The organism is Mesorhizobium sangaii (assembly GCF_014207355.1).
In the GTDB taxonomy this organism is placed as follows: Bacteria; Pseudomonadota; Alphaproteobacteria; order Rhizobiales; family Rhizobiaceae; genus Mesorhizobium; species Mesorhizobium sangaii.
Genome location: NZ_JACHEF010000006.1, coordinates 292,091 through 313,952 on the forward strand (window position 1 = coordinate 292,091; position 21,862 = coordinate 313,952).

Genomic DNA, 21,862 nt, shown 5'->3' on the forward strand with positions numbered 1-21,862 from the left:
GAGGGCAATTGCGATGGCATTGACGATCTCGCGCACGGGTCTCTTCCTTCCCTTTTTTCAAACAATCGAATGCGCCGATGACCGAGATGAGGGCCAGCGATGCGATAGCAAATCCTGCGGGCCGGCTCCGTGGCCGAGGCGTTTGCGGAGGCAGCTCGTTGCGACAATCCCGATTTCGCGGATCGGCGTCTTTCTGAAATGCCCCTGCCTTTCTCGTCCTGCACGAACGGGCAGGTCCGGTGGCGACGTGACGGGCGCGCCAGCCGTCCGCAACGACCGAAGGTCACCAAAAAGGGCGGCGGATCGCTGATGCGACCCACCGCCAGTTCAGGCGCCCGCGGGAGGAGTGGACGGGCGCCTCAGGAGTTCGGCGGAATGGCGCGTGCGCGGAGTGCGTGGGAGCTTCGCCTCCAACGCAACGCTTCGCCGCGTGGAAGAAGCTGGGCGGCAAACAATGAGTGAGGGGCAAAGAACAGGGCCACGAGAAGTCGCGCGGCAGAAAGCTCGTCGCCGGCCGTCGGCAGCGCCAGCATCGCACACTGCCAGATCCGTCCATCGAGCGCCCAGATCGCTTGTCTTGCCTGCGGCAACTGCTCCGCAGCGGCCCGCACACACAGCCGGCGCAGCTGCCCGCGGCTGGGTTGGGGGAGTGCAGACAGCCTGTGACCACCACGGTCCCCGCCACAAAGCGCGTCCAGCGCCGCGCCCCATCTCGCAAACATGAAGTCTGCTCCCCGCTCAAGCACGATTGCTTCGGCCAAGTAGGGTTCCAGAACTCCAAACTGGGCCAGGTCGACACTGCCGCTCGCGCCTTCCGCGCCGTAACTGAATCCGTCCAACCACTTGGCTGCGACCCAGTGCGACGCGGCTCGAAGATCGCCGCGGTCTAGCCGCAAGGGATAGGATCGGCATTGGTCATGAAAGCGCGCGAGTTCGACCTCACCCATGATCAAACCGCCTCGATATGCGAGCGCGAGATGCGAATCGGAATTGCCTTGAAGGAGGGCGTGAAACTCATCGGATCGTGCGAATAGAGCGGCACGAGGGGGTTTGCCTCGGGATAATAGGCAGCACAGCACCCATTCGGGAAGGCATACGGGACGATCCGAAAATTGGACAGGCGGCGTTCAACGCCGTCGGTGGACAGAGTGATCAAGTCGACGCGGTCGTCGGCCTGGAGGCCACGCCTTTCCATCTCCTGTTCGTTGAGGAAGATCACGTCGCGCTGACCGAAGACCCCGCGATAGCGGTCGGACATCGAGTATATCGTGGTGTTGTACTGGTCATGGCTGCGCACCGTCGTCAGCCATAGAGCGTCGAGACTGTCCTGGGGCGGATCCTCGCCGAGGCCGTCGAAGACGAGGAAATTCGCCTTGCCGGACACGGTCGCCCAGATGCGCTCGCGCGCGTTCGATGTCAGATGGAAGCCGCCCGGGATGCGAATGCGGGCATTGTAGCCCTGGAAGATCGGGAATACGTCTTCGATCGCATCGCGGATAAGGTCGTAGTCGGCCGTGAAGCTTTCCCAGTCGACGACGGAACCTGCACCCAGCGTCGCCCGCGCAATGCCGGCGACGATTGCAGGTTCGCTCCTCAGGTGCTCCGACGCCGGAACATTTCGGCCCGCCGACGCGTGCACCATCGACATCGAATCCTCGACCGTGATCGACTGCGGCCCCGTTGCCTGGACGTCGATTTCGGTGCGCCCGAGGCAAGGCAGGATCAGCGCGTCGCGCCCGTGTACCAGGTGGCTGCGATTGAGCTTGGTTGACACTTGGACTGTCAGATCGAGCTTGCGCAAGGCAGCGCGTGTCACCTCCCAGTCGGGGATGGCTGACACGAAGTTGCCGCCGATGGCGAAGAACACTTTCACCTTGCCGTCTTTAATGGCCTCCAGCGCGGTCACGACGTTGTGGCCATGTTCGGACGGCGGCTTGAAGCCGAAGCGGTGCTCAAGCCGATCGAGAAATTCCTTTGTCGGCGTTTCGGTGATGCCGACCGTGCGATCGCCCTGGACGTTGGAATGGCCGCGTACCGGGCAAAGTCCGGCGCCCTCGCGGCCGATATGACCGCGCAGCAGCGCGAGATTGGCCAGCTGCTGCACGCTTTGTGCTCCACGCCGGTGCTGCGTGATGCCCATGCCATAGACAACGATCGCTCGTTCGGCCTGCATATAGGCGCGAGCGGCGTATTCGATGTCCTCGCGAGTGAGCCCTGACTGAGAGACGATGTCGTCCCATCGCGTCGCCCGCAGGTCGGCGGCGAGAGCCTCGATACCCATCGTATGGCCCTTGATGAAATCCCAGTCGAGGATCGCCGGCAGTTCGTCCGCGCGCGCCGCGTGGTCTGCTTCCATGAGAACTTTCATGAGCCCCTTGACGACCGCGACGTCGCCGCCGACACGCACCTGATAAAGCTTGGCGCTGATCGGTGTCGACGTAAGCGTTGCCATTTCGACCGGGCTCTGGGGCGACTGGAAGCGCTCCAGGGCGCGCTCGCGGAACGGATTGAAGGACATGATGGTTGCGCCGCGCCGCGAGGCGTTGCGCAGGCTCGTCATCATGCGAGGGCTGTTCGTGCCCGGATTTTGTCCGAAGATGAAGATGCAGTCCGTCTTGTCAAAATCGGAAAGTAGGCAGGTACCCTTGCCGACGCCGAGCGAGTGCGGCAGGCCAACGCTTGTAGCCTCGTGACACATGTTCGAGCAATCGGGGAAATTGTTGGTGCCGAACTCTCGCACGAAGAGCTGGTAGAGGAACGCCGCCTCGTTCGAGGTGCGGCCGGATGTGTAGAACTCGGCCATGTTGGGATCCGGCAATCCGTTGAGGTGGCGGGCAATGGTTGCAAAGGCCTCGTCCCAACCGACCCGCACATAATGGTCGGATGCGGCGTCGTAGGCCATCGGATGGGTCAGGCGTCCGACCATCTCGAGATCGAAATCGCTCCAGCTTGAAAGCTCGGCAACGGTATGGGCGGCGAAAAACTCCGGCGTGCAGCGTTTCGCCGTGGCTTCCCAGGCAACCGCCTTGCCCCCGTTCTCGCAAAACTCGAAGGATGAAGTGTGCTTGGGGTCTGGCCAGGCGCAGCCGGGGCAATCAAATCCCTCCGGCTGGTTCATGCGCCCCAGAGTGGCCGCCCCCTTGATGGGGATTCCCTGCTCGACAAGATGTTCGCCCAGCGCCTTGAGCGCTCCCCATCCGCCGGCCGGGGCATTGTAAGGACGGATGTCATTGGCCATTGGAGACGCCTCTACGAAGAGCTGAAGAATCCGCTGTGGGCAAGAAGCCTTCCGGCAAGCAACATCTTTCCATCGCAGTGCTGCTGCCAGCGCCGTCGACTATGTTGCACCGGCGGCGCTGCGGGGCGGCAACTGTCCCGGAGCTGCCAGCTGAATGGGCCGCGTATCCGACCCACGAGGCGAATAGCGCCAACCGACCGGATCGCTGTCGAAGGGGCGATCTGCGACATCCGTGCGATTGCCGCAACGCCAGCGATAGGGTGTCTCGCCAACGAAACGTCCGAAGACCGTGGTGAAATGGGCCTGGTTCTGAAAGCCCACGCTCAGCGCCACATCGACGAGGGTCATCTCGGTCTCGATGAGCATCTGCTTCGCACGGTCAATCCGTCGCCGCAGCAGGAATTCATGCGGGCGAATACCGGTGGCCGCCCGGAACTGTGCGGCGAAATACATTCGGCTGAGCCCCGCCACTGCTGCCATGTCGGCGAGCGTAATCGTCTCATCGAGATGTGAATCGACGTATTCGACGACACGCTTCCATCGCCATTTGGACAGGGCAGCCGTAGCGCGTGCCGTCGGCTCATCCGGGTCTGGCCGCGGATCTGAGCGCAGCGTGAGCAAGCGGGTCACAATGGCAAGGCGAACTGCATCGGCATAGAGGTTGCCAAATCCATCGTGGCTGTCTTCGGCCGCCTCGAGCGCTCTGGAAAGACGCTGGACGATCGGATCAGAGGAGTGCCGTTCCGGGACCAGTTCGGCAAGGCCTAGGTCCCGAGGCGGGTGGAAAACATTCAGACCGTTGATCGCGCTTCGGCCCGCCTGGGCAAATTGCGCCATGGCTTTACTGGGCGCGGCCGTAGGATCAGCGTCTGTCGACGCATTTGCATGCATCGTTAGACCGCCGCGACGGGGTTGCAGCATCGCTGCAGTGGACACCGAGAGAACGACGTTCATATGAGTGAGGGGGATCGAAATCATGGAGCAATCTGGCGCCACCGGGTAGGCGTCGTTGCCTGCGTCGAATGGGTCGAACAATGACGAGCCGACTTCAGGCGTTCGAGGCGGACCGGCGGCGTGCATCGGTCGGGCCGGGCCGTCGCGCTGGGGAAGGACGGGCCGATCCTCTCCCGGTTGCCGATCGTAATATTCGGATACTGACAATGAGTCGAACTGCATTGGGCCTGTGCTCCTCTACCCTCAGAATTTTCTTCTGCTTGCTGGGCCAAGGTACACGGGTGGGAAATCTGCTCCATTGAATGGCCGTCTGAAGGAATCATATCATCAGCTATGCTGCGTATACGATGGTATCTACTATTGGCGGCGCCTTGGGCGCGTCTGGCGATGACGACAACCTTGTGCAAGGGAGGCCGCCAGTGCCGTGCGACAATGATCCCACCGTGCAGTTGAACCTTGACGCCGCTGTATAGCCGTACGGTTCTCCGACCGATCGACAGGTCGCGTCATCGCTGCTGCGAAGCTCAGCCCAGTCAAACCTCTGTATGATTTCGGTCTTGGCTCTACGTTTGTATGCTGGCGCCGGGATGACATCGCGCCGGACGACGCCGGGCGATACAGTCTCCGGGGGACACCGATGTGCCGAAAATTCCGATGGTTGCCATAGTTGACGATGACGAGGCGATCCGCACGTCCACCGCGAATCTGATACGGTCCTGCGGCTTTGCCGCGAACCTGTTTGCTTCTGGCGAGGAACTCTTGCGTTCGCCACGGCTCGCCGACGCCTGCTGTGTCATTACCGATGTGCAGATGCCGGAAATGAACGGTTTGGAACTGCAGGCGTTGCTCCTGGCACGTGGCCACACCGTTCCGGTGATTCTTATCACGGCCTATCCTGACGAGCGGACCCGGCAAAATGCCCTCGCTGCGGGGGCGGCAGGCTTCTTCTACAAGCCTTTTGACGCTGCCGCCATGATCCGGTGCATCGACGATGCGCTGAACTGGCCACGCGAAAACAAGTCGGACTGACCTCTTCGTGGTGAGCCGAGCCTGCCACCGCATGCTTTCGGAGCGAAGTCGCCTGCGTTCCAAATCCGCATTTTGCGTTCGTTCCGGGAAGATTGCCGCCAACCTGTGCGGTTGAATTCCAGGCACGTTTCGGTGATCGCCTGCCTGGCACCGCTGCACAGAGGGCGCGACTGCAGAGACATCAACGCACATGAGCTGCGCCGATAGGTGGATCGGGTGAACTTGATGGTGTATTTGAGCGTGCGGAACCCATCCCAGCCCCCTCGGCATTGCCGACAGCCGCGACCACGTCTCGCCTAGTGGCGGGGCTCGTTGCCAAATTAATATGCTAGTATGGCGCTGTGCCATTCCTGGGCCGTGCGGAGCAGGAATCGTGAGAGGCGGATCGCTATCGTGACAGCAGGTTCCAATCCAGGCCAAACCGCATCGACCGCTTTTACGCCGACAGTCTATGTCATCGACGATGATAGCGCTGTGCGGGATGCCCTGAGTGGCCTGTTCAGATCCGTGGGGCTGCATGTCGAACTGTTCGCCTCAGCCAGTCAATTCCTCCAGCGCAAACTGCCGGAAACGCCAAGCTGCCTCGTGCTCGATATCCGGCTGCCCGGCGTAAGCGGCCTCGATTTCCAGGCTCATCTTGCAAAGTCGAACATTCAAATGCCGGTCGTCTTCATGACCGGACACGGGGATGTCCCGATGTCGGTGCGCGCGATGAAAGCCGGAGCGATCGATTTTCTGACCAAACCGTTCCGGGACCAGGACATGCTTGATGCGGTCTTCGGCGCGCTCGAGAACGACCGCATAAGGTGGGAATCCGACCAGGAAGCGGCGACGATATCAGCCCTGTACCAAACATTGACCTCTCGTGAGAAGGAAGTCATGTTCTTTGTGACCAAGGGCCTGATGAACAAGCAGATCGCGGGCGAGATGGGCCTTAGCGAAATTACGGTCAAGATCCATCGCGGGCATCTCATGCGGAAGATGGCGGTGCGAACCTTGCCCGACCTGGTACGGATTGCAGAACGGTTGGGCCTTCGCAGCGCAAATCAATAGCGATGGCAAAGTCGTCATCCGGTATTGCGCGAAGATCTATCGATCCCGCCCGGCTCGCTCCAGCAGTTCTCGACCCTCCGCTGTTCGCCGGATATGACCCCGTGACGCCGCGCCGGTGTGGACGGCGGGTGCCTTCGTTCATCGTTGAAAACGGCGACGGTTCATTCTTTGCTCACCCCGGTTGCCCTGGCCGCGAGACACCTTCGAGGATCGATCGCAGCTCCTCTCTGCCCCTGGCGATCCTCGACGTCAGCGTCCCCACGGGAATGCCCAGCGTCATCCTGGCATCGGCATAGGAGAGGCCTTCGACCGCGACAAGCACGAGTGCTGCGCGTCGTTCGGGATTGATCTGCTGAAGTGCCGAGAATATGTCCACGAATACGAGCCTGTCGGTCTGTGGCGACTTCGCGATCGCATCGATCGTCTCTGAGATCGTGGTCACCGCCTGGGCATGGCGTTTGGCGCGCCGCAACTGGTCGACGAACAGATTGTGCATGATCGTGAGCAGCCAGCGGCGTGGCGTATCGCCGTCCGTCCAGTTCGCCATCCTCGACAGCGCCCGTTCGAGGCTGTCCTGCACAAGGTCGTCGGCAGCATCGCGGTCCCGCAACAGCGCGCGCGCATAACCACGAAGCCGTGGAATCTCCGCGACGATCGCTCGCCTGCGTTCGTCAGTGATCTCGGCCGCCGCGCCGCTTGCCAAAGACGAAGTGTCAGCCGAGCGAAAACTCGGCTGCGGCGAAACATCGGGTGGAAGTTCGAGTTGTGTCATGTTCGTGGTCATCAGGCGATGCGCAATGGCGGCAACTTGTGATCCGGACTTAACTCGGTCGGCCACGAACCAGACAGCCACAGCCATCCCCTGGTTCGGGACTGCATATCTGGTCTCTCAGGCATGTGCCGATGCCTTTCCTGGCTCTAGCCGTGTCCACTCGAAGCTGTTCGGCTGGGGTGCCGTCGGCGCCACCATGGCGGACCCGACTGAGTCCTTCTTTTCGAAACGACTACATTCTTTCGCGAAGCAATGTGAGCGGCCCAATGCTGAGGAAGAAGATGTGTTCGCCGGAATGTTGGCCCATCACTCGGCCGGGCCGAGTGACATCCTCGCCGCAGGGGCAGGCACGTCTGCACCGCCCTTTACGTAGGTCCAATAGAGAGGAAGTCCGGTGAAGAGGAATCCGCCGGCAATGTTGCCCAAGGTCACGGGTATCTGGTTCCAGTACCACCAGTCTGCGAAGCTGATCTTGGCCCCGAGCATCATCCCCATGGGAATGACGAACATGTTGACGACGCAGTGCTCGAATCCGAGCGCGAAGAAGGCGAATATGGGCAACCAGCATCCCACGATCCTGCCGAGGGTGGACTTCGAACTCATCCCCATGACGACGCCGAGGCAGACCATCCAGTTGCAGAGCATGGCCTTGACGAAGACGGTCACCAGTCCGTCGTATCCATACGGCTCATAGGCGATCGTCTTCGCTTCGGCGAGCGCACGCAGATGATCTCCGAGCGCACTCGCCCCAACATTGCCGACATCGGTCAGGACGACATAGAACAGTCCGGCAAAGACGAGCGAACCGACCATGTTGCCGACGAAAACCCAGAACCAATTGGCCAACATCTTGCCGACCGTCGTGCGGTGAGCCAGGACGGCCAGGGGTACCAGGCCAAAATTCCCGGTCAGGAGCTCGAGGCCAAGGATGATGATGATGGCAAATCCCACCGGGAAGATGAGTGCGCCGACGAGCGCCACATTTGTCTGAAGCGCACCCTCCAGGGCCATACTTGTCGCGAAGGCGAGGAGCGCCCCGGAAAGCATGCCGCGGATCAAAAGATCAGGAACGCTGTGAGCGGCTTTAGCGGCGCCGAGATCCACCATTGCCCGCACGATTTCGGGCGGCGAGAGGCTGTCGTTCATGATCGCGATCCTTCTGGGCCGAGCAGGTTGGTTCCGCATTTCAGAACCGCAAGGCGCGGCAACGGCGGTTTGGCTGAAGGGATCGAAACTGCCATCGTGGCCAGAAAGCGCGCTGCGATACCCATGACGTCTCCCATGCGTTGCCAACCAGGACAGGTTGGCAGGCTGATTGTCACTTCAGGGATGAATAGCCGACGGCACTTCGCGGCGACATTCTACGGAGGGTAACCGGATTACGCCCTTGATTTGGGCCAGACATTCCTTGGTATGTCTTGTCGGCCAAGGAACTGAAGCGCTCGCTCAGCTAGATAACGATGTCGCCCCCGGCAATTCCGTAGATGCCAACGAGGCAACCAATTGCCGCAGCTGCCAACGCTATCCATTCCGCGCCGACCAACACTTGCTTGTTCTGTTCCCGTCTGACCTGAACATAGAGCAGCGTACCGGGTGCGTAGAGAATAGATGACAGCAAGAGAAACTTCAGACCGCCTGCGTAGATCATGAACGCAACATACAATGTGGCAATGCCAGCCACGATCAAGTCGCGGGATCGCTGTGCCGGTTGGGTTCCGTAAGTCTCTCTGCGTAAAGCGAGAAGGAAGCCGTATCCAGCCACGAGCAGGTAAGGAATTAACACCATGGCACTGCTCAGCTTCACCATGAGCGCGAACGCATCTTGTGAGAAAAGCGTGCTTATGACGAAGGCTTGAATGACGATATTGGTCAGCCACAGCGCGGCGGCTGGGACTTTGTTGCCATTTTCACGCGCAAAGATCCTTGGCATGTCGCCGCACTTTGCGGCCGCGAACAGCACCTCGACACAGATCAACGACCAGGCGAGATAAGCGCCTAGCACAGAAACAATCAGCCCTACGCTGACGAAAACCGCGCCCCAAGTACCGACGACGGCCTCGAGAATGGAAGCCATGGATGGCTGCCTCATTCCAGCGATTTCCGCCTGTGTAAGTACGGCATACGGCAGAAGCGTCACCAGCACCAGCAGGAACAAAACGGCGACGAAGCCGACGATCGTCGCCCTGCCGACATCGGAGCGTTCCTTTGCGTAGCGAGAATAGACGCTTGCTCCCTCAATCCCAATGAACACAAAGATTGTGACCAGCATGGTCGCTCGGATTTGCTCAAAGAGACCGCTTCGCGATGCCAGCTCGCCACCCCATAGGTTGCCGACGAAGATGTTCGCCTTGAACGTTCCGGCCAGAATGAAAATGAAGGTAAGAATGGGAATAACTTTTGCGACCGTAACGACGGTGTTGATGACGGCAGCTTCCTTGATCCCGCGCAGGATCGTGAAGTGGAACAGCCAGAGTGCGATCGACGAGACCACCACTGCCGGGACCGTGTCACCATTGCCAAAAACTGGGAAGAACGCGCCGAGCGTCGACTTGATCAGAACCCAATATGAGACGTCGGCAATGCAGGCAACCAACCAATAGCCAAACGCGGAAAGGAAACCAGCGTAGTCACCGAAGCCGGCTTTTGCGTAGGTAAAGATGCCGGCATCGAGTTCGGGCTTGCGCTCCGCGAGCGCCTGAAAGACGCGGGCCAACGTATACATCCCGGTCCCGGCGATACACCAGGCGATGATTGCGCCGACCGGTCCAGTGGCGTTGCCGAAGGTGCGAGGCAGCGAAAATATGCCGGCGCCGATCATTGATCCGACCACCATCGCCGTTAGCGCCGCGAGCGAAAGCTTCTGCGAGGTCTGGGATGCCATGGCCGCGTCTCGAGCCGGTCGTCAATTGCACAAGCGAAATCCGTCCGAATTGCTAAGCCGGTCCAGGTCGCTGCACCGGTCGCTCACGCGATGCTGCATCGGAGAAAGTCACAAGTCCAGCAGATGTAACTCCACTGCGGCGGTGTATTGCGTCGAGGCTCCGAAATAGAGACGCGATGCACAGGAATGAGACTCTCAGCTAATTTCACGACCACGCCAAAAGCATAGGGTTTGGTTTGTACAGAAATTCCGGCCCGCTTGTTGGCTCACGGACAGATGATTTCCGATCACTCGGGAGAGGCACGTGGCAAGTAAGTCCGAGCAGAAGCTGTCCTTGTTCGCCTTGATCGCAATGGTTGTCGGATCGATGATCGGGGCCGGCATCTTCAATCTGCCCGGCAGGTTTGCCACCGCGACAGGCCCGTTCGGCGCCATCATCGCCTGGATGATAGCCGGAACCGGCATGTACATGCTGGCCCGGGTGTTCCAGGCGCTGGCCGAGAAGAAACCCGATATCGATTCCGGCATCTTCGCCTATGCCAAGGCCGGCTTCGGCGACTATATGGGCTTCCTCTCGGCATTCGGTTATTGGCTCGGAAGCTGCCTCGGAAACGTCTTCTACTGGGTGCTGATCGGATCGACGCTCGGGCGCTTCTTCCCGGAGATTTTTGGGGATGGCAGCACCGCGACCGCGATCATCGTCTCGCTGGTTGGCATCTGGGCCTTCCATTTCATGATCCTGCGCGGCGTCGAGCAGGCCACCTTCATCAATAGCGTCGTGACGGTCGCCAAGATCGTACCGATCATCGTGGCGATCCTCGCCATGGCGTTCGCGTTCAACTACACGCAATTCTCCGAGAACTTCCTCGGCGGCGTGGGCATGCCGGAAAAGACCCTGGTGGCGCAGGTGCGCGACACCATGCTGATCACCGTTTTCGTCTTCCTCGGCATCGAGGGGGCGAGCGTGTATTCGCGCTTCGCCCAGAAGCGTTCGGATGTCGGCACCGCGACCATTCTGGGTTTTGTCGGCGTCACCGGCCTGATGGTGGCCATCACCCTTCTGCCGTACGCCACGGCCCCCCGTTCGGCCATCGCCGGAGTCCAGCAGCCCTCGCTCGCCGGCGCGCTCGAACTGGTCGTGGGACATTGGGGCGCGGTGTTCATTTCCATCGGCGTGCTGGTGTCAGTGCTCGGCGCCTATCTCGCCTGGTCGCTGATCTGCGCCGAGGTGCTGTTCGCCGCGGCGAAGTCGCAGGACATGCCGAAGCTTTTCGCGGCGCAGAACGGCAACCGGGTTCCCGCCAACGCGCTTTGGCTGACCAATATCGTCGTCTCGCTATTCATCATCTCAACCTTCTGGTCGCGTGACGCCTTCAACGTCATGCTCGACATGACAAGCGTGACGGCGCTGCTGCCCTACCTGCTGGTCGCGGGCTATGGCATGCTGATCGCACGCCGCGGCGAGGGGTACGAGACCTCGCCGGGCGAGCGCGGGCGCGACCAGTTATTCGCCTGGATCGCCGTCGTCTACACGCTCATCATGTTTGTGGCCGCCGGCTTGAAATACGTACTGCTGGTGGCGGTGCTCTTCGTGCCGGGAACCGTCCTCTACCTCTGGGCGCGGCGCGAACAGAACGCGCGGTTCTTCACATCGGTCGAACTCATCATCTTCGCCGTCACACTGGTCGCTGGACTCGCCGGTTTCGTCGGCCTGTTGACCGGCGCCATTACACCTTGACGAGAAAGGCACAAGCCATGGCGATGGAAACGAAATTCGGCGTGCATTCCGAAGTCGGGCAGCTTCGCAAGGTCATGGTCTGCGCGCCCGGCCGCGCCCATCAGCGGCTGACGCCCACCAACTGCGACGAACTGCTGTTCGATGACGTGCTGTGGGTCGACAATGCCAAGCGCGACCATTTCGACTTCATGACCAAAATGCGCGACCGCGGCATCGAGGTGGTGGAGATGCATAACCTCCTCGCCGAAACCGTCGCCGTCCCCGAAGCGAAGAAATGGATCCTCGACAACCAGGTGGTGCCGAACCAGATCGGCCTCGGCCTCGTCGACGAGGTGCGCTCCTATCTGGAGGGGCTCTCCAACCGTGATCTGGCTGAGACGCTGATCGGCGGCCTCTCGACCCATGAATTCCCCGAATCCATCGGCGGCGAACAGCTCGAGCTGATCCGTGACGCGGCCGGGGTGAACGAGTATCTACTGCCGCCGCTGCCGAACACGCTCTACACCCGCGACACCACCTGCTGGATCTATGGCGGCGTCACGCAGAACCCGCTCTACTGGCCGGCGCGGCATGAGGAGACCATCCTCACCACCTCGATCTACAAGTTCCATCCCGACTTCGCCGGCAAGGTGAACGTGTGGTGGGGCGACCCAACCAAGGATTGGGGCCTCGCCACGCTCGAGGGCGGCGACGTCATGCCGATCGGTAAGGGGAATGTTCTGATCGGGATGAGCGAGCGCACCTCGCGTCAGGCCATCAGCCAGCTCGCGGCGACGCTGTTCGAGAAGGGCGCGGCGGAGCGCGTCATCGTCGCGGCGATGCCGAAGCTGCGCGCGGCGATGCATCTCGACACGGTGTTCACCTTCGCCGACCGCGACTGCGTGCTCCTCTACCCCGATATCGTCAATGGCATCGAGGCGTTCTCCTACCGGCCGGACGGCAAGGGCGGCGTCGAACTGCACAAGGACAACGGCACCTTCGTCGAGACGGTGCGCGACTCGCTCGGCCTCAAAAAGATGCGTGTTGTCGAGACCGGCGGCAACGCCTACGTCCGCGAGCGCACCCAATGGGATAGTGGCGCAAATCTGGTCTGTGCATCGCCGGGCGTCGTGTACGCCTATGACCGCAACACCTACACAAACACGCTGCTGCGAAAGGAGGGCATAGAGGTCATTACCATCATCGGCGCGGAACTAGGCCGCGGTCGTGGCGGCGGCCACTGCATGACCTGTCCGATAATCCGTGATCGGGTGGATTACTGACAAGAGAGCGTTCCCGGAGATCAGAGATGGGTGCCGCTCATGCAGCAATTCTGGTTAGGCAATCGACGATGAGCGGCGCATCCACGAGCGGAACCGATCACCAGCATCAAGCGGCCTCCCTGCGTTCCAAATGGGGTTGGTTTTTGGCGTTGGGCATCGGCCTGGCGTCGGCTGGAGTGCTGGCCGTCGCGCTGCCCGTGGTTTCCAGATTCGCGGCAAGCGTTGTCCTTGGAATCGTCCTTTCGCTGGCGGGCATCGTGAAGATGGTTCAATCCCTGCGAGTCAAGGAGTGGAGCGGATTCATCTGGCAAGAGCTCACCGGCGCGGTCGAGTTGGTCGGCGGCATTCTAATATACTTCAATCCCTTCAAGGGCGCGCTCGCGATCACTCTTCTGATCGCCTTGGTATTTCTGGTTCAGGGCATCCTGCAAGTCGCCCTCGCGTTCCGGGTGCGCGATCAAGATGGTTGGCAGTGGTTCGGAGTATCGGGCCTGGTCGCCCTTGCCGCTAGTGCTACGCTCGCGTTGAAGTTGCCCTATACCAGCATTTACACACCAGGTACGATCGCTGGCATTTCCCTCCTTGTCGCTGGCGGCGCCTACATTGCCATTGCCCTGACGATGCGTAGAGCCAGGTCATGAAGGCGCCGTGCGAGGCATCGGAGCGACATCGTCCGGTCGCGAGGCGGCGGTGGATCAGCCGCGCTTCCTGGGCATGCTTGATGGCTGCTTGCTTGGGCGGCGCCGAACCACCTTTCATCAGTTCGATTTCATTCGCCCAGCAGCCTGGCGGAAGGCAGGCGCCGCCGCCCGCTGTCGTCGTCGAGAAGATCGAGGTTCAGCAGGTCAGCACTCCCGTGCAGTTTACCGGTCGCGTGGAAGCGATAGAGGCAGTCGACATCCGGGCGCGTGTCACAGGCTTTCTGCACTCCGTCGATTTCAACGGTGGACAAGCGGTAAAGGCTGGGGAAACACTGTTCGAGATCGAGCCGGATCAACTCAATGCCCTGGTCGCGTCGGCACGGGCGCAGGTGGCGCGTGCCGAGGCAACACGAATATCGGCCGAACGGAGCCTGGCGCGCAACCGGGATCTGTTCGCCCGAAGAACGATCTCACAGGCCGCGCTAGACGAGGTCCAGGCGGCATTCGATGTCGCTGCCGCGGACGTGCAGGTTGCTCAGGCGTCCCTGACTACCGCCGAACTCAACCTGTCCTATGCTCGTATCACGGCCCCGATCTCCGGCAACATCGGCCGCGCGACCTTCACGACCGGCAATCTGGTCGGTTCGGATTCCGGTGCGCTGGCACGCATAGTCGGCCTGGACACGGTCCGCGTGGCTTTCGCCGTGACCGAAGGCTTGCTTGTGACGATCCGGCAGCAGGAGGCGAGCGGCAGCAACGTCGATCCGAGCATGTTGAAACTTTCGCTGCGTCTTGCCAACGGGACGGACTACGACACGCCTGGTCGAATCGAATTTATCGAGAACGAGATCGACCCGCAGACTGGCACGGTCGCGGCCCGCGCAGTTTTCCCCAATCCTCGCCATATCCTTCTGCCGGGACAGTTCGTCACCCTGTACGTGCGGGAGAAGGACGCGCCCCGCTTGCCGGTAGTACCTCAGACAGCGGTGCTGCAGGATCGCGAGGGGCGCTTCGTCTATCTGCTCGGCAAGAGCAACACCGTCTCGCAACGGCGCATCGACACGGGCGCACGCGTCGACAATGGCTGGGCGGTCACCATTGGCCTCAGCGGCGGCGAGCAGGTCGTCGTCCAGGGAATCCAGCGTCTTGTCGAAGGCATGACGGTTCAGCCGAGCCAAGGCCAGCCCGTTGGCGATGGCCAATGATCTCCGATCTCTTCATCACCCGGACCAGGCTGGCGATCGTCTTGTCAATCGTCATTTCGATTGCAGGCGCGATCGCCATTTTTTCGCTGCCGGTGCAGCAATATCCAGAGATCACGCCGCCCACCGTCAGCGTCTCGGCCATCTATCCCGGCGCGAGCGCGGAAGTAATAGCCGATGTCGTCGGCGGGCCTCTGGAGACGGCCATCAATGGCGTCCCCAACATGATGTACATGTCGTCGACAAGTTCGAACGCCGGGCAATATTCGCTGTCCGTGACGTTTGAAGTCGGCACAGATCCAGACATTGCGCAGGTCAATGTGCAGAACAGGGCGCAACTGGCGATTTCTCAATTGCCGGCCGCGGTCACCCAGCAAGGCGTGTCCGTGCGGTCGAGATCGCCCGATTTCGTGCTCGGCATCGCCTTCTATTCTCCGGACAACAAGCTCGACGTGCTGCAGATCACCAATTTCACCTCGACAACGATCGCCGATGCGCTCTCGCGTGTCACCGGTGTCGGTGAGGCTTCCGTCGTCGGCGCGTCCGAATACTCGATGCGCATATGGATGGATCCGGCACGCATGGATGCGCTCGGCATAACTGCCGATGATGTGGCCACCGCCATTCAGCGGCAGAACATCCAGGCCTCGCTTGGCCAGGCCGGGGCTCCACCGGCGCGGGAAGGCACCGAGCTGCAATATACGCTCGTGGCCCGCGGCCGCCTCATGAGCACGGATGAATTCGGGGCCATCGTCGTGCGCACCGGCGGGGCCGGAGCGATCGTGCGGTTGCACGACATCGCCCGCATCGAACTCGGCGCGCGCAATTATTCATCGAGCGCGAGCTTCGCCGGGCACGACACGGCGATGCTTCAGATAAACCAGGCGCCGGGAGCCAACGCGATCCAGACCGCCAACGCCGTGCTCGCCGAGCTACAGCGTCTTGCGCCCACGTTTCCGCCCGGCCTCCAATACCAGGTCGTCTACGACGCGACACGGTTCGTCCGTACGAGCCTCTCGCTCATCGTGCGGATCCTCGGCGAGGCTTTCCTGATCGTTCTCGTCGTCACCTACCTGTTCTTGCAGGACTGGCGCGCCACCCTGGTCTCGGCGCTGGCCATGCCCGTCGCAATGCTGGGCGCCATCGCCATCCTGCTGGCGTTCGGATATTCGATAAACTCGATCTCGCTGCTAGCCCTGGTGCTGGCGATCGGACTGGTCGCCGACGACGCCATCCTTGTCGTCGAGAACGTCAAGCATGTCATGGAGGAAGACCCCGCGGTCGAAACGGCGGCGGCCGCCCGCAAGGCGATGGGACAGATCACGGGTCCGATCATTTCCACCACGCTCGTCCTCCTCGCCGTGGTGATCCCGACAGCTTTCCTATCCGGCATAAGCGGTCAGCTCTATCGTCAGTTCGCGGTCACCTTGTCGGCGGCGCTGGTTATCTCGTCCGTAGTCGGCCTCACGCTCAGCCCAGCACTCAGCGCGATCCTGCTGAGGCGCGGCCAGATCGGATACCGGCGCGGTCCGCTTGGCTGGTTCGCCCGCTTCATGAACGCGACGCGTGTCGGCTATGGTCGGCTGGTCGGTTTCCTGGTGCGCCTGTGGATCATACCTCTCGCCGCACTCGCCGCCTGCTTCCTGGGCGCGTACCTGCTGTTCAGCGGTCTCCCCTCCACCTTCCTCCCGGACGAGGACCAGGGTGCCCTGTTTGTCGATATCCAGCTTCCCAACGCCGCCTCGCTCGATCGCACGCGGGCGATTGTCGGCGAGGTTCAACGGACTCTGTCGGCAACGAAAGGCGTCGAAAACGTCATTTCGGTCGCAGGCTTCAGCATCGTGCAGGGGACACAATCTCCCAACGGAGCGATGGTGGTTGCGGCGCTGGACCCTTGGGATCAGCGCAACACGCCGGATCTGCGGCTGGACGCCATCCTCGCAAGATTGCGCGCACAATTCTCGACCATTCCGGGCGCCAATGTTGCAGTCTTTTCGCCACCGGCCATTTCCGGCATCGGGGCGGTCGGTGGCCTCGATCTGCGCCTCCAGGCTTTGCAGGGCCAGCCGCCAGAAGAGATCGCGGCGGTGGTACGTGCATTCGTTACGGCGATCAACCAGGCGCCGGAAATCGGCGGTGTGGCGACTACCTTCAGCGCCGACGTGCCGCAGATTTATGTCGATGTCGACCGGACCCGCGCCGAAGCGCTTGGAGTGAGCGTGTCCGACATCTATTCGACGATCGGCGCCAGCTTCGGGTCGCGTTACGTGAACGATTTCACGCTGCAGGGGCGAGTCTTCCAGGTCAACCTGCAGGCTGACGCCGAGCATCGCGGGGACGCCGAGGATATCCTCAATCTCCATGTTCGCAGCCGGACGGGCGCGATGGTGCCGCTCAGGGCGGTGGTATCGACCAGCACGGTGCTCGCGCCCTTCGTCATCTCCCGCTACAACCTCTCGGTAGCGGCACAGATCAACGGCCAAGTCGCGCCAGGCGGCAGTTCCGGAGCGGCGATGGATGCCATCGAACGCGTCGCGGCCGAGGCGCTGCCGGCCGGCTATGGCTACGAGTGGTCCGGCCTGTCGTTCCAGGAACGGCGCAGCGCCGGACAGGAGACCATGATCTTCGGACTGGCCTTCCTGTTCGCCTATCTGTTCTTGGTAGCGCAGTACGAAAGCTGGATGCTTCCAATCGCCGTAATTCTGTCCCTTGGAGCCGCCTTGTTCGGCGCCACTGGGGCGCTCATGCTTTTCGGACTGCAAAACAGTCTTTATGTGCAGATCGCCATCGTGCTGCTCATCGGGCTGGCATCGAAGAACGCCATCCTGATCGTCGAATTCGCCAAGGAACGCCGCGAGGAGGGGCAACCGATCGCCGAAGCGGCAAAACTTGGCGCCGAGCAGCGCTTCCGTGCCGTGATGATGACTGCTCTCTCTTTCATTCTGGGCATTATTCCACTGGCGGTGTCCACCGGCGCCGGAGCCGGCGCGCGCCAGGCGGTGGGCGTCACAATCTTTGGCGGCATGCTTGCCGCAACGACGATCGGCCTTTTCATCATCCCGGCCCTATTCGCGGCGATCCAGCATATTGCGGAATGGGCCCCTGTCCGGACGAAGGCAGGGATCGACACCAATGAGGGAGTCCAGCAATCGAGGAGGAAGCCATGACTGCTTATGAGAATGGAACCGCGTCGACTTTGCCACCCACATCGGTACGTCTTCTCCTTGGCCTCGTGCTGATTGTCGGGGGCATATTCGTCTTGGGTGACGCGGCGCTGGCTACCGTGATCAGCGCCATTGTCATTGGTGTTACGGCCATCGTCGTGGGTGCGTTCGAGATGATGCACGCCTTCTGGATCAAGGGATGGGGCGGCTTCATATGGCAATTCCTCCTCGGCATCCTGTATATTGTTTTTGGTGCCATGGTGGTGAGGCAGCCTGTGTCAGGCGCCCTTGTCCTGACCTACGTCCTCGGACTGCTGCTTGTGGCCTCGGGTATCATGCGCCTCTTTGTCGGCGTCAGGCACTGGAGCGACGTCGGCTGGGCGATGGTTCTGTCCGGAACATTCGGATTTCTGGCCGGACTTGTTATCCTGACTGGATGGCCCACGACCGGCCTTTGGGTGCTTGGATTCTTGCTGGGTATCGACCTCATTTCGCATGGCATTGCCTGGCTGACAAACGGCTGGGTAGCTGCGGCCAAGACAGCGTGAATTCTCACGGCGGCCGGGCTCGCCGATTTGTTTGATCGCTGCGCTGTGCTGCGTTGCGGAGCCGCGGATCGGTCCGTCAATACAGATGGTGTTCGCACTGCTTGATGGGATTGGATCGGGGTTGCCCGATATCAGCGATATCGACCCATGCCGGTCATTGCGCCTGGAGCCGAAGAAGCAACTGGCTCAGACGCTCGGACGGGGCAGCGGTCTGCACCTCGTGTATATGCCAGTTCGATGGTCCGTTCTTGACACCAGCTCTCACTTCGCTTGGGCAGTATCCGAACTCGCGTCTAAAAGCCCGGCTGAATTCAGCGCCATCACAGAAGCCGTGTTCGTCAGCAATGTCGAGAATTCGACGGCGGTCATTCGGATCAGCGAGCGCTGCATGGGCCGCCAGGAGCCGCCGATGCTGGATGTAGTGCACGATCCCTCCGGAAGCCTCGAAAAGTCGGTAGAGACGTGAACGCGATATCCCGAGTCCGCGTGTCAGACGCTCGGCGCCGAGATCCGGTTCAAACAGATGAAGTTGCACGAATCGACGGGCGCGCTCGAGCAAGGTGGCGGAAATCGGATCATGGGCTTCGGCGAGATGGTCAGAGCATGGCGCGATGCAACCCTGTAGCATCGCTCTGGTCGCACCGAGCAAGCCAGGAAGATCGCCAACATTAATCGTAGGAAGCCTCTGGGCGAGGCTGGCCAGATAGTCGGCAAGCAGCGTCCCCATGCCTCCACCGAGCACGGTGAACTCGGCCATGTCGAGACCCCACCCCATGTCGCGGCAGAAGTCGCGGGGTACGAAGAGCAACAGCATTTCGCTGTCTGTAACGCTGCCCTCGAAGACCCGGCCAAGCGAATGCACTTGCACCGATCCGGCCTCCGCGTCGAAAGACCTGGATGGAGTGGTCGTTTGCGATTTGCCGTCCCGGATAAGGGTCACCAACCAATGATCGATGGGGTCTCGGCGAATGTGACCCGCCAGGCTGGAAAAATCCAAGCCATTGGTGCTGATCTGAGCCAAGGCAAGATCGCCTAGATCCCAGAGAAGCTGCGTGCCGGCGAAACCCGCCGCAGTATCGCTCGGCTCGACAAAGTCGAGCATAGTCGCGAAGTTCTGGCGCCATGCCGCAAACTGGTCCCTCGGAGGCAACTCCCGAGTCGAGAATTCAAAGCAGGGAACCGGAACGGGTTCCGGGACAACCGGACGCAGATCATTCTTGGGGGCGACCGCTGTTGCTTGAGGCGACGGTTCGGCGAAGTGGACAGGAAGGGCCCTCGCTGCGTTAGCGGTCACAATCGGACTCCTAACGGGCGCAAGCCCTGACGGGGCTAGATTTCCCGCTCAGGGTCTTCAACAACCAGTCCACAACGTCGGCACGCCGAAAGCAAAGATGCATTAGAGATGCGTTATGTACACTCGTCTTCGCGCAGCCGGCGACTGTTAGCAAGAGCACTCCCATCAGAGATATCTTTCAATGACAAGAATATCTGCCCGCACAATGCCAATTTAAACCGATTTTTCCCGTTTTACAAGGTCGTTGGATTTCGACGCCCCCGCTTGGCCATGAAGCATAGTTAATACAGCTAAGAAGCACCAAATCTTTCGACAGGACCTCCGGACAGCAGCGCAGCAATCCAGTGTGTCGAGTGTTGGTGCATGCAATATGTGACTACAACAATCAGAATTGGGACGCCGATGAAAGCCCCGGGCAGACCCCATAGAAAGCTCCAGAAGAAGATGGCAAACATCACGGCAAAAGGCGAGATGGCCAGCGATGCGCCGGTCAGGAATGGCTCCAGATAGCTGCCGATAACGAACTGAATGATGTTCAGGCCGAGGAACACAATCAGGGCCAGTTGCCACGACCCGGACTGCGCGACGGCGAACAAGGTCGGAAAGATTGTAGCCACCAGCGGTCCGACGAACGGAATATAGTTCAGCGCAAAAGCGATCGCCGCCCAAGCGCTTGCGAGTTCGAGCCCGGCAGCCAAGGCAAACCCCCACACGACCAAGCCCGTCAGCACGCACGCGATGCTGCGCACCACCATGAAACGGCGGACCTTGGCGCCAATTTCGCGGCCGATTTGCAAGAGCATCTCGCCTTGAGGTTGAGCCGAACTCAGGCGAAGACGACGCTGGAAATCGTCGGCTTCGAGCAGGCCAAGCATGACAAAGATGAAGGTCAATATGGCAAAGCCGGCCATGCTGTTCAGCCGATTGAGAAAGCCTTGTGTCAAGCTGATCAGCCAGGTCAGATTGAAATGCTCTTCAAGCGGACCAACGATTGCGATGCCATGGCTCTCCAGCCAGACCGCCCAGTGCGTGTATGTCGCCTGAAGCCGGCCAGTATTATAGAACAGCCATTGCGACAGTTCGCCCAGTCCCCAGACGACGGCGGATCCTACGATTATGATCACTGCAACCGTGAGCAACAGTGTGATCAGCATCGCCGCCAGCTTCGCAATCCGACTTTGCAAAGCCATTTGAACGGGCAAGACCAGCGCGAGAACGAACAATGAGAATGCAACTGGCATAAAGATTGACTTGGCGAAATACAACAATGCGAGGACGAGAATGCCGGTTGCAACAGGATGGATCGCCCCGCAACCGGTCGTGTCTTTCATTTCTGCCTTGTCGTCGATCGAGCGCAACGGTCGCAATCTCCGGAACGGAAGCGTTCACGGTCGAGAAAGAAGGCAAGCTCAAATTCCTGCCGGAAGCCTCAACGGCAGCGGCCGGCATGGACTGGCCGAAAACCATCCGCACGGGCCAGGCAAGCGTTGGAGAAGGTGCGCAGGCGCCCACTCCTGCTCGCACAAACCGGAGCAAACTGTCGAGTACAGGCGATCGGCTGGGTCGGCCGCGATATGCGACACTGGCCATTGCTCACCACCTGGAATCCTTGGGCGCGAGCCATGCACGCGTTGCCAAATGTCTGCAGCCTTTCGCCGCGTCGACCGCAAACGGGTGCATGCTGGAAGGTGCAGGCCTGGGGTCGTGGGGGAACAGGACGAGGATGATCGACGGCGACAGTGCATGCCGGCAACAATGCGGCGACAAGCAAGCACGTGCTCGGGCGGGCAAACAGGCATTGCACCTGCTTCACCTCACTTCTCCTTCGGATCGCCCTCGACGCCTGGCTCCGCCTACTGCAAAGGCAATGCACGCGGTAAGGACGAGGCCGCCTAGCAATCCTGCAATGCCAACCCCGACAAGGATTGCCGGGGTAAGGACGCCAACGCCTTGAGCCGTGGCGTCGACCGCGCCTTCCACCTTTCCGACAACACGTGCAACGCCTGGCAGTTGTCCGGCCAGCCAGGTCAGAGCCAGTCCGCCGACCGCACCAGTCAAGGCATCGGCTTTTGCGCCCAGACCAAGA

General features: G+C 60.9%; 16 protein-coding genes. 8 read left to right on the forward strand and 8 right to left on the reverse strand.

The window, feature by feature from the left end; translation table 11 throughout:
* Positions 1–359 precede the first annotated feature (359 nt).
* The 3 genes from HNQ71_RS26890 to HNQ71_RS26900 all read right to left on the reverse strand — a co-directional run bounded on the left by HNQ71_RS26890 (position 360) and on the right by HNQ71_RS26900 (position 4,414).
* Positions 360–947, reverse strand: a complete 588-nt coding sequence (locus HNQ71_RS26890) for a hypothetical protein (protein WP_184876079.1) — start codon at positions 945–947, stop codon at positions 360–362.
* 2 nt (positions 948–949) lie between these two features.
* The gene (locus HNQ71_RS26895) at positions 950–3,238 is read right to left on the reverse strand and encodes an FdhF/YdeP family oxidoreductase (RefSeq protein WP_184876081.1); all 2,289 of its coding nucleotides are present in this window, start codon (positions 3,236–3,238) and stop codon (positions 950–952) included.
* 99 nt (positions 3,239–3,337) lie between these two features.
* Entirely contained in the window at positions 3,338–4,414 is a 1,077-nt protein-coding gene (locus HNQ71_RS26900; RefSeq protein ID WP_246462155.1) for a helix-turn-helix transcriptional regulator, read from the reverse strand.
* A gap of 417 nt (positions 4,415–4,831) precedes the next feature.
* Here HNQ71_RS26900 and HNQ71_RS26905 point away from each other — a divergent pair, with 417 nt between their 5' ends.
* Positions 4,832–5,221 (forward strand): response regulator transcription factor, encoded by a 390-nt coding sequence (locus HNQ71_RS26905; RefSeq protein ID WP_343068257.1) that lies wholly within the window; start codon positions 4,832–4,834, stop codon positions 5,219–5,221.
* Positions 5,222–5,614: 393 nt separating this feature from the next.
* Complete coding sequence (locus HNQ71_RS26910; RefSeq protein WP_343068258.1) at positions 5,615–6,274, forward strand: response regulator transcription factor; 660 nt, start codon at positions 5,615–5,617, stop codon at positions 6,272–6,274.
* A gap of 172 nt (positions 6,275–6,446) precedes the next feature.
* Here the strand turns inward: HNQ71_RS26910 and HNQ71_RS26915 are convergent, their stop codons facing one another.
* The 3 genes from HNQ71_RS26915 to HNQ71_RS26925 form a co-directional block, all read right to left on the reverse strand.
* On the reverse strand, positions 6,447–7,058 hold the full coding sequence (locus tag HNQ71_RS26915) for a sigma-70 family RNA polymerase sigma factor (RefSeq protein ID WP_343068260.1): 612 nt from the start codon (positions 7,056–7,058) through the stop codon (positions 6,447–6,449).
* Positions 7,059–7,352: 294 nt separating this feature from the next.
* Positions 7,353–8,192: a formate/nitrite transporter family protein gene (locus HNQ71_RS26920; RefSeq protein WP_184876085.1), complete on the reverse strand. Its 840-nt coding sequence runs from the start codon at positions 8,190–8,192 to the stop codon at positions 7,353–7,355.
* A gap of 304 nt (positions 8,193–8,496) precedes the next feature.
* Positions 8,497–9,927: a basic amino acid/polyamine antiporter gene (locus HNQ71_RS26925; RefSeq protein ID WP_184876087.1), complete on the reverse strand. Its 1,431-nt coding sequence runs from the start codon at positions 9,925–9,927 to the stop codon at positions 8,497–8,499.
* A 304-nt stretch (positions 9,928–10,231) separates the two neighbouring features.
* On the opposite strand from HNQ71_RS26925, the gene HNQ71_RS26930 reads away from it, so the two are divergent.
* The 6 genes from HNQ71_RS26930 to HNQ71_RS26955 all read left to right on the forward strand — a co-directional run bounded on the left by HNQ71_RS26930 (position 10,232) and on the right by HNQ71_RS26955 (position 18,482).
* Positions 10,232–11,665, forward strand: a complete 1,434-nt coding sequence (locus tag HNQ71_RS26930; RefSeq protein WP_184876089.1) for a basic amino acid/polyamine antiporter — start codon at positions 10,232–10,234, stop codon at positions 11,663–11,665.
* Positions 11,666–11,688: 23 nt separating this feature from the next.
* Positions 11,689–12,927, forward strand: a complete 1,239-nt coding sequence (locus HNQ71_RS26935; RefSeq protein ID WP_184876385.1) for an arginine deiminase — start codon at positions 11,689–11,691, stop codon at positions 12,925–12,927.
* A gap of 26 nt (positions 12,928–12,953) precedes the next feature.
* The gene (locus HNQ71_RS26940) at positions 12,954–13,568 is read left to right on the forward strand and encodes an HdeD family acid-resistance protein (protein WP_184876091.1); all 615 of its coding nucleotides are present in this window, start codon (positions 12,954–12,956) and stop codon (positions 13,566–13,568) included.
* A gap of 92 nt (positions 13,569–13,660) precedes the next feature.
* Positions 13,661–14,773 (forward strand): efflux RND transporter periplasmic adaptor subunit, encoded by a 1,113-nt coding sequence (locus tag HNQ71_RS26945; RefSeq protein WP_246462156.1) that lies wholly within the window; start codon positions 13,661–13,663, stop codon positions 14,771–14,773.
* Entirely contained in the window at positions 14,770–17,937 is a 3,168-nt protein-coding gene (locus HNQ71_RS26950) for an efflux RND transporter permease subunit (protein WP_184876095.1), read from the forward strand. The genes HNQ71_RS26945 and HNQ71_RS26950 overlap by 4 nt, the downstream gene beginning before the upstream one ends.
* The gene (locus HNQ71_RS26955; RefSeq protein WP_184876097.1) at positions 17,934–18,482 is read left to right on the forward strand and encodes an HdeD family acid-resistance protein; all 549 of its coding nucleotides are present in this window, start codon (positions 17,934–17,936) and stop codon (positions 18,480–18,482) included. Before HNQ71_RS26950 ends, HNQ71_RS26955 begins: the two co-directional genes overlap by 4 nt.
* A gap of 154 nt (positions 18,483–18,636) precedes the next feature.
* Here the strand turns inward: HNQ71_RS26955 and HNQ71_RS26960 are convergent, their stop codons facing one another.
* Both HNQ71_RS26960 and HNQ71_RS26965 read right to left on the reverse strand, forming a co-directional pair.
* The gene (locus tag HNQ71_RS26960) at positions 18,637–19,584 is read right to left on the reverse strand and encodes a helix-turn-helix domain-containing protein (protein WP_246462157.1); all 948 of its coding nucleotides are present in this window, start codon (positions 19,582–19,584) and stop codon (positions 18,637–18,639) included.
* 482 nt (positions 19,585–20,066) lie between these two features.
* Positions 20,067–21,107 (reverse strand): AI-2E family transporter, encoded by a 1,041-nt coding sequence (locus HNQ71_RS26965; RefSeq protein ID WP_184876389.1) that lies wholly within the window; start codon positions 21,105–21,107, stop codon positions 20,067–20,069.
* Positions 21,108–21,862: the final 755 nt, after the last annotated feature.

What these genes read in the sequence shown, in the direction of transcription:
- HNQ71_RS26890 (WP_184876079.1), bottom strand. Translation starts at nt 947, where the DNA reads ATGGGTGAGGTCGAACTCGCGCGCTTTCATGACCAATGCCGATCCTAT.
- HNQ71_RS26895 (WP_184876081.1), bottom strand. Translation starts at nt 3,238, where the DNA reads ATGGCCAATGACATCCGTCCTTACAATGCCCCGGCCGGCGGATGGGGA.
- HNQ71_RS26900 (WP_246462155.1), bottom strand. Translation starts at nt 4,414, where the DNA reads ATGCAGTTCGACTCATTGTCAGTATCCGAATATTACGATCGGCAACCG.
- HNQ71_RS26915 (WP_343068260.1), bottom strand. Translation starts at nt 7,058, where the DNA reads ATGACCACGAACATGACACAACTCGAACTTCCACCCGATGTTTCGCCG.
- HNQ71_RS26920 (WP_184876085.1), bottom strand. Translation starts at nt 8,192, where the DNA reads ATGAACGACAGCCTCTCGCCGCCCGAAATCGTGCGGGCAATGGTGGAT.
- HNQ71_RS26925 (WP_184876087.1), bottom strand. Translation starts at nt 9,927, where the DNA reads ATGGCATCCCAGACCTCGCAGAAGCTTTCGCTCGCGGCGCTAACGGCG.
- HNQ71_RS26935 (WP_184876385.1), top strand. Translation starts at nt 11,689, where the DNA reads ATGGAAACGAAATTCGGCGTGCATTCCGAAGTCGGGCAGCTTCGCAAG.
- HNQ71_RS26940 (WP_184876091.1), top strand. Translation starts at nt 12,954, where the DNA reads ATGGGTGCCGCTCATGCAGCAATTCTGGTTAGGCAATCGACGATGAGC.
- HNQ71_RS26950 (WP_184876095.1), top strand. Translation starts at nt 14,770, where the DNA reads ATGATCTCCGATCTCTTCATCACCCGGACCAGGCTGGCGATCGTCTTG.
- HNQ71_RS26955 (WP_184876097.1), top strand. Translation starts at nt 17,934, where the DNA reads ATGACTGCTTATGAGAATGGAACCGCGTCGACTTTGCCACCCACATCG.
- HNQ71_RS26960 (WP_246462157.1), bottom strand. Translation starts at nt 19,584, where the DNA reads ATGCTCGACTTTGTCGAGCCGAGCGATACTGCGGCGGGTTTCGCCGGC.
- HNQ71_RS26965 (WP_184876389.1), bottom strand. Translation starts at nt 21,107, where the DNA reads ATGAAAGACACGACCGGTTGCGGGGCGATCCATCCTGTTGCAACCGGC.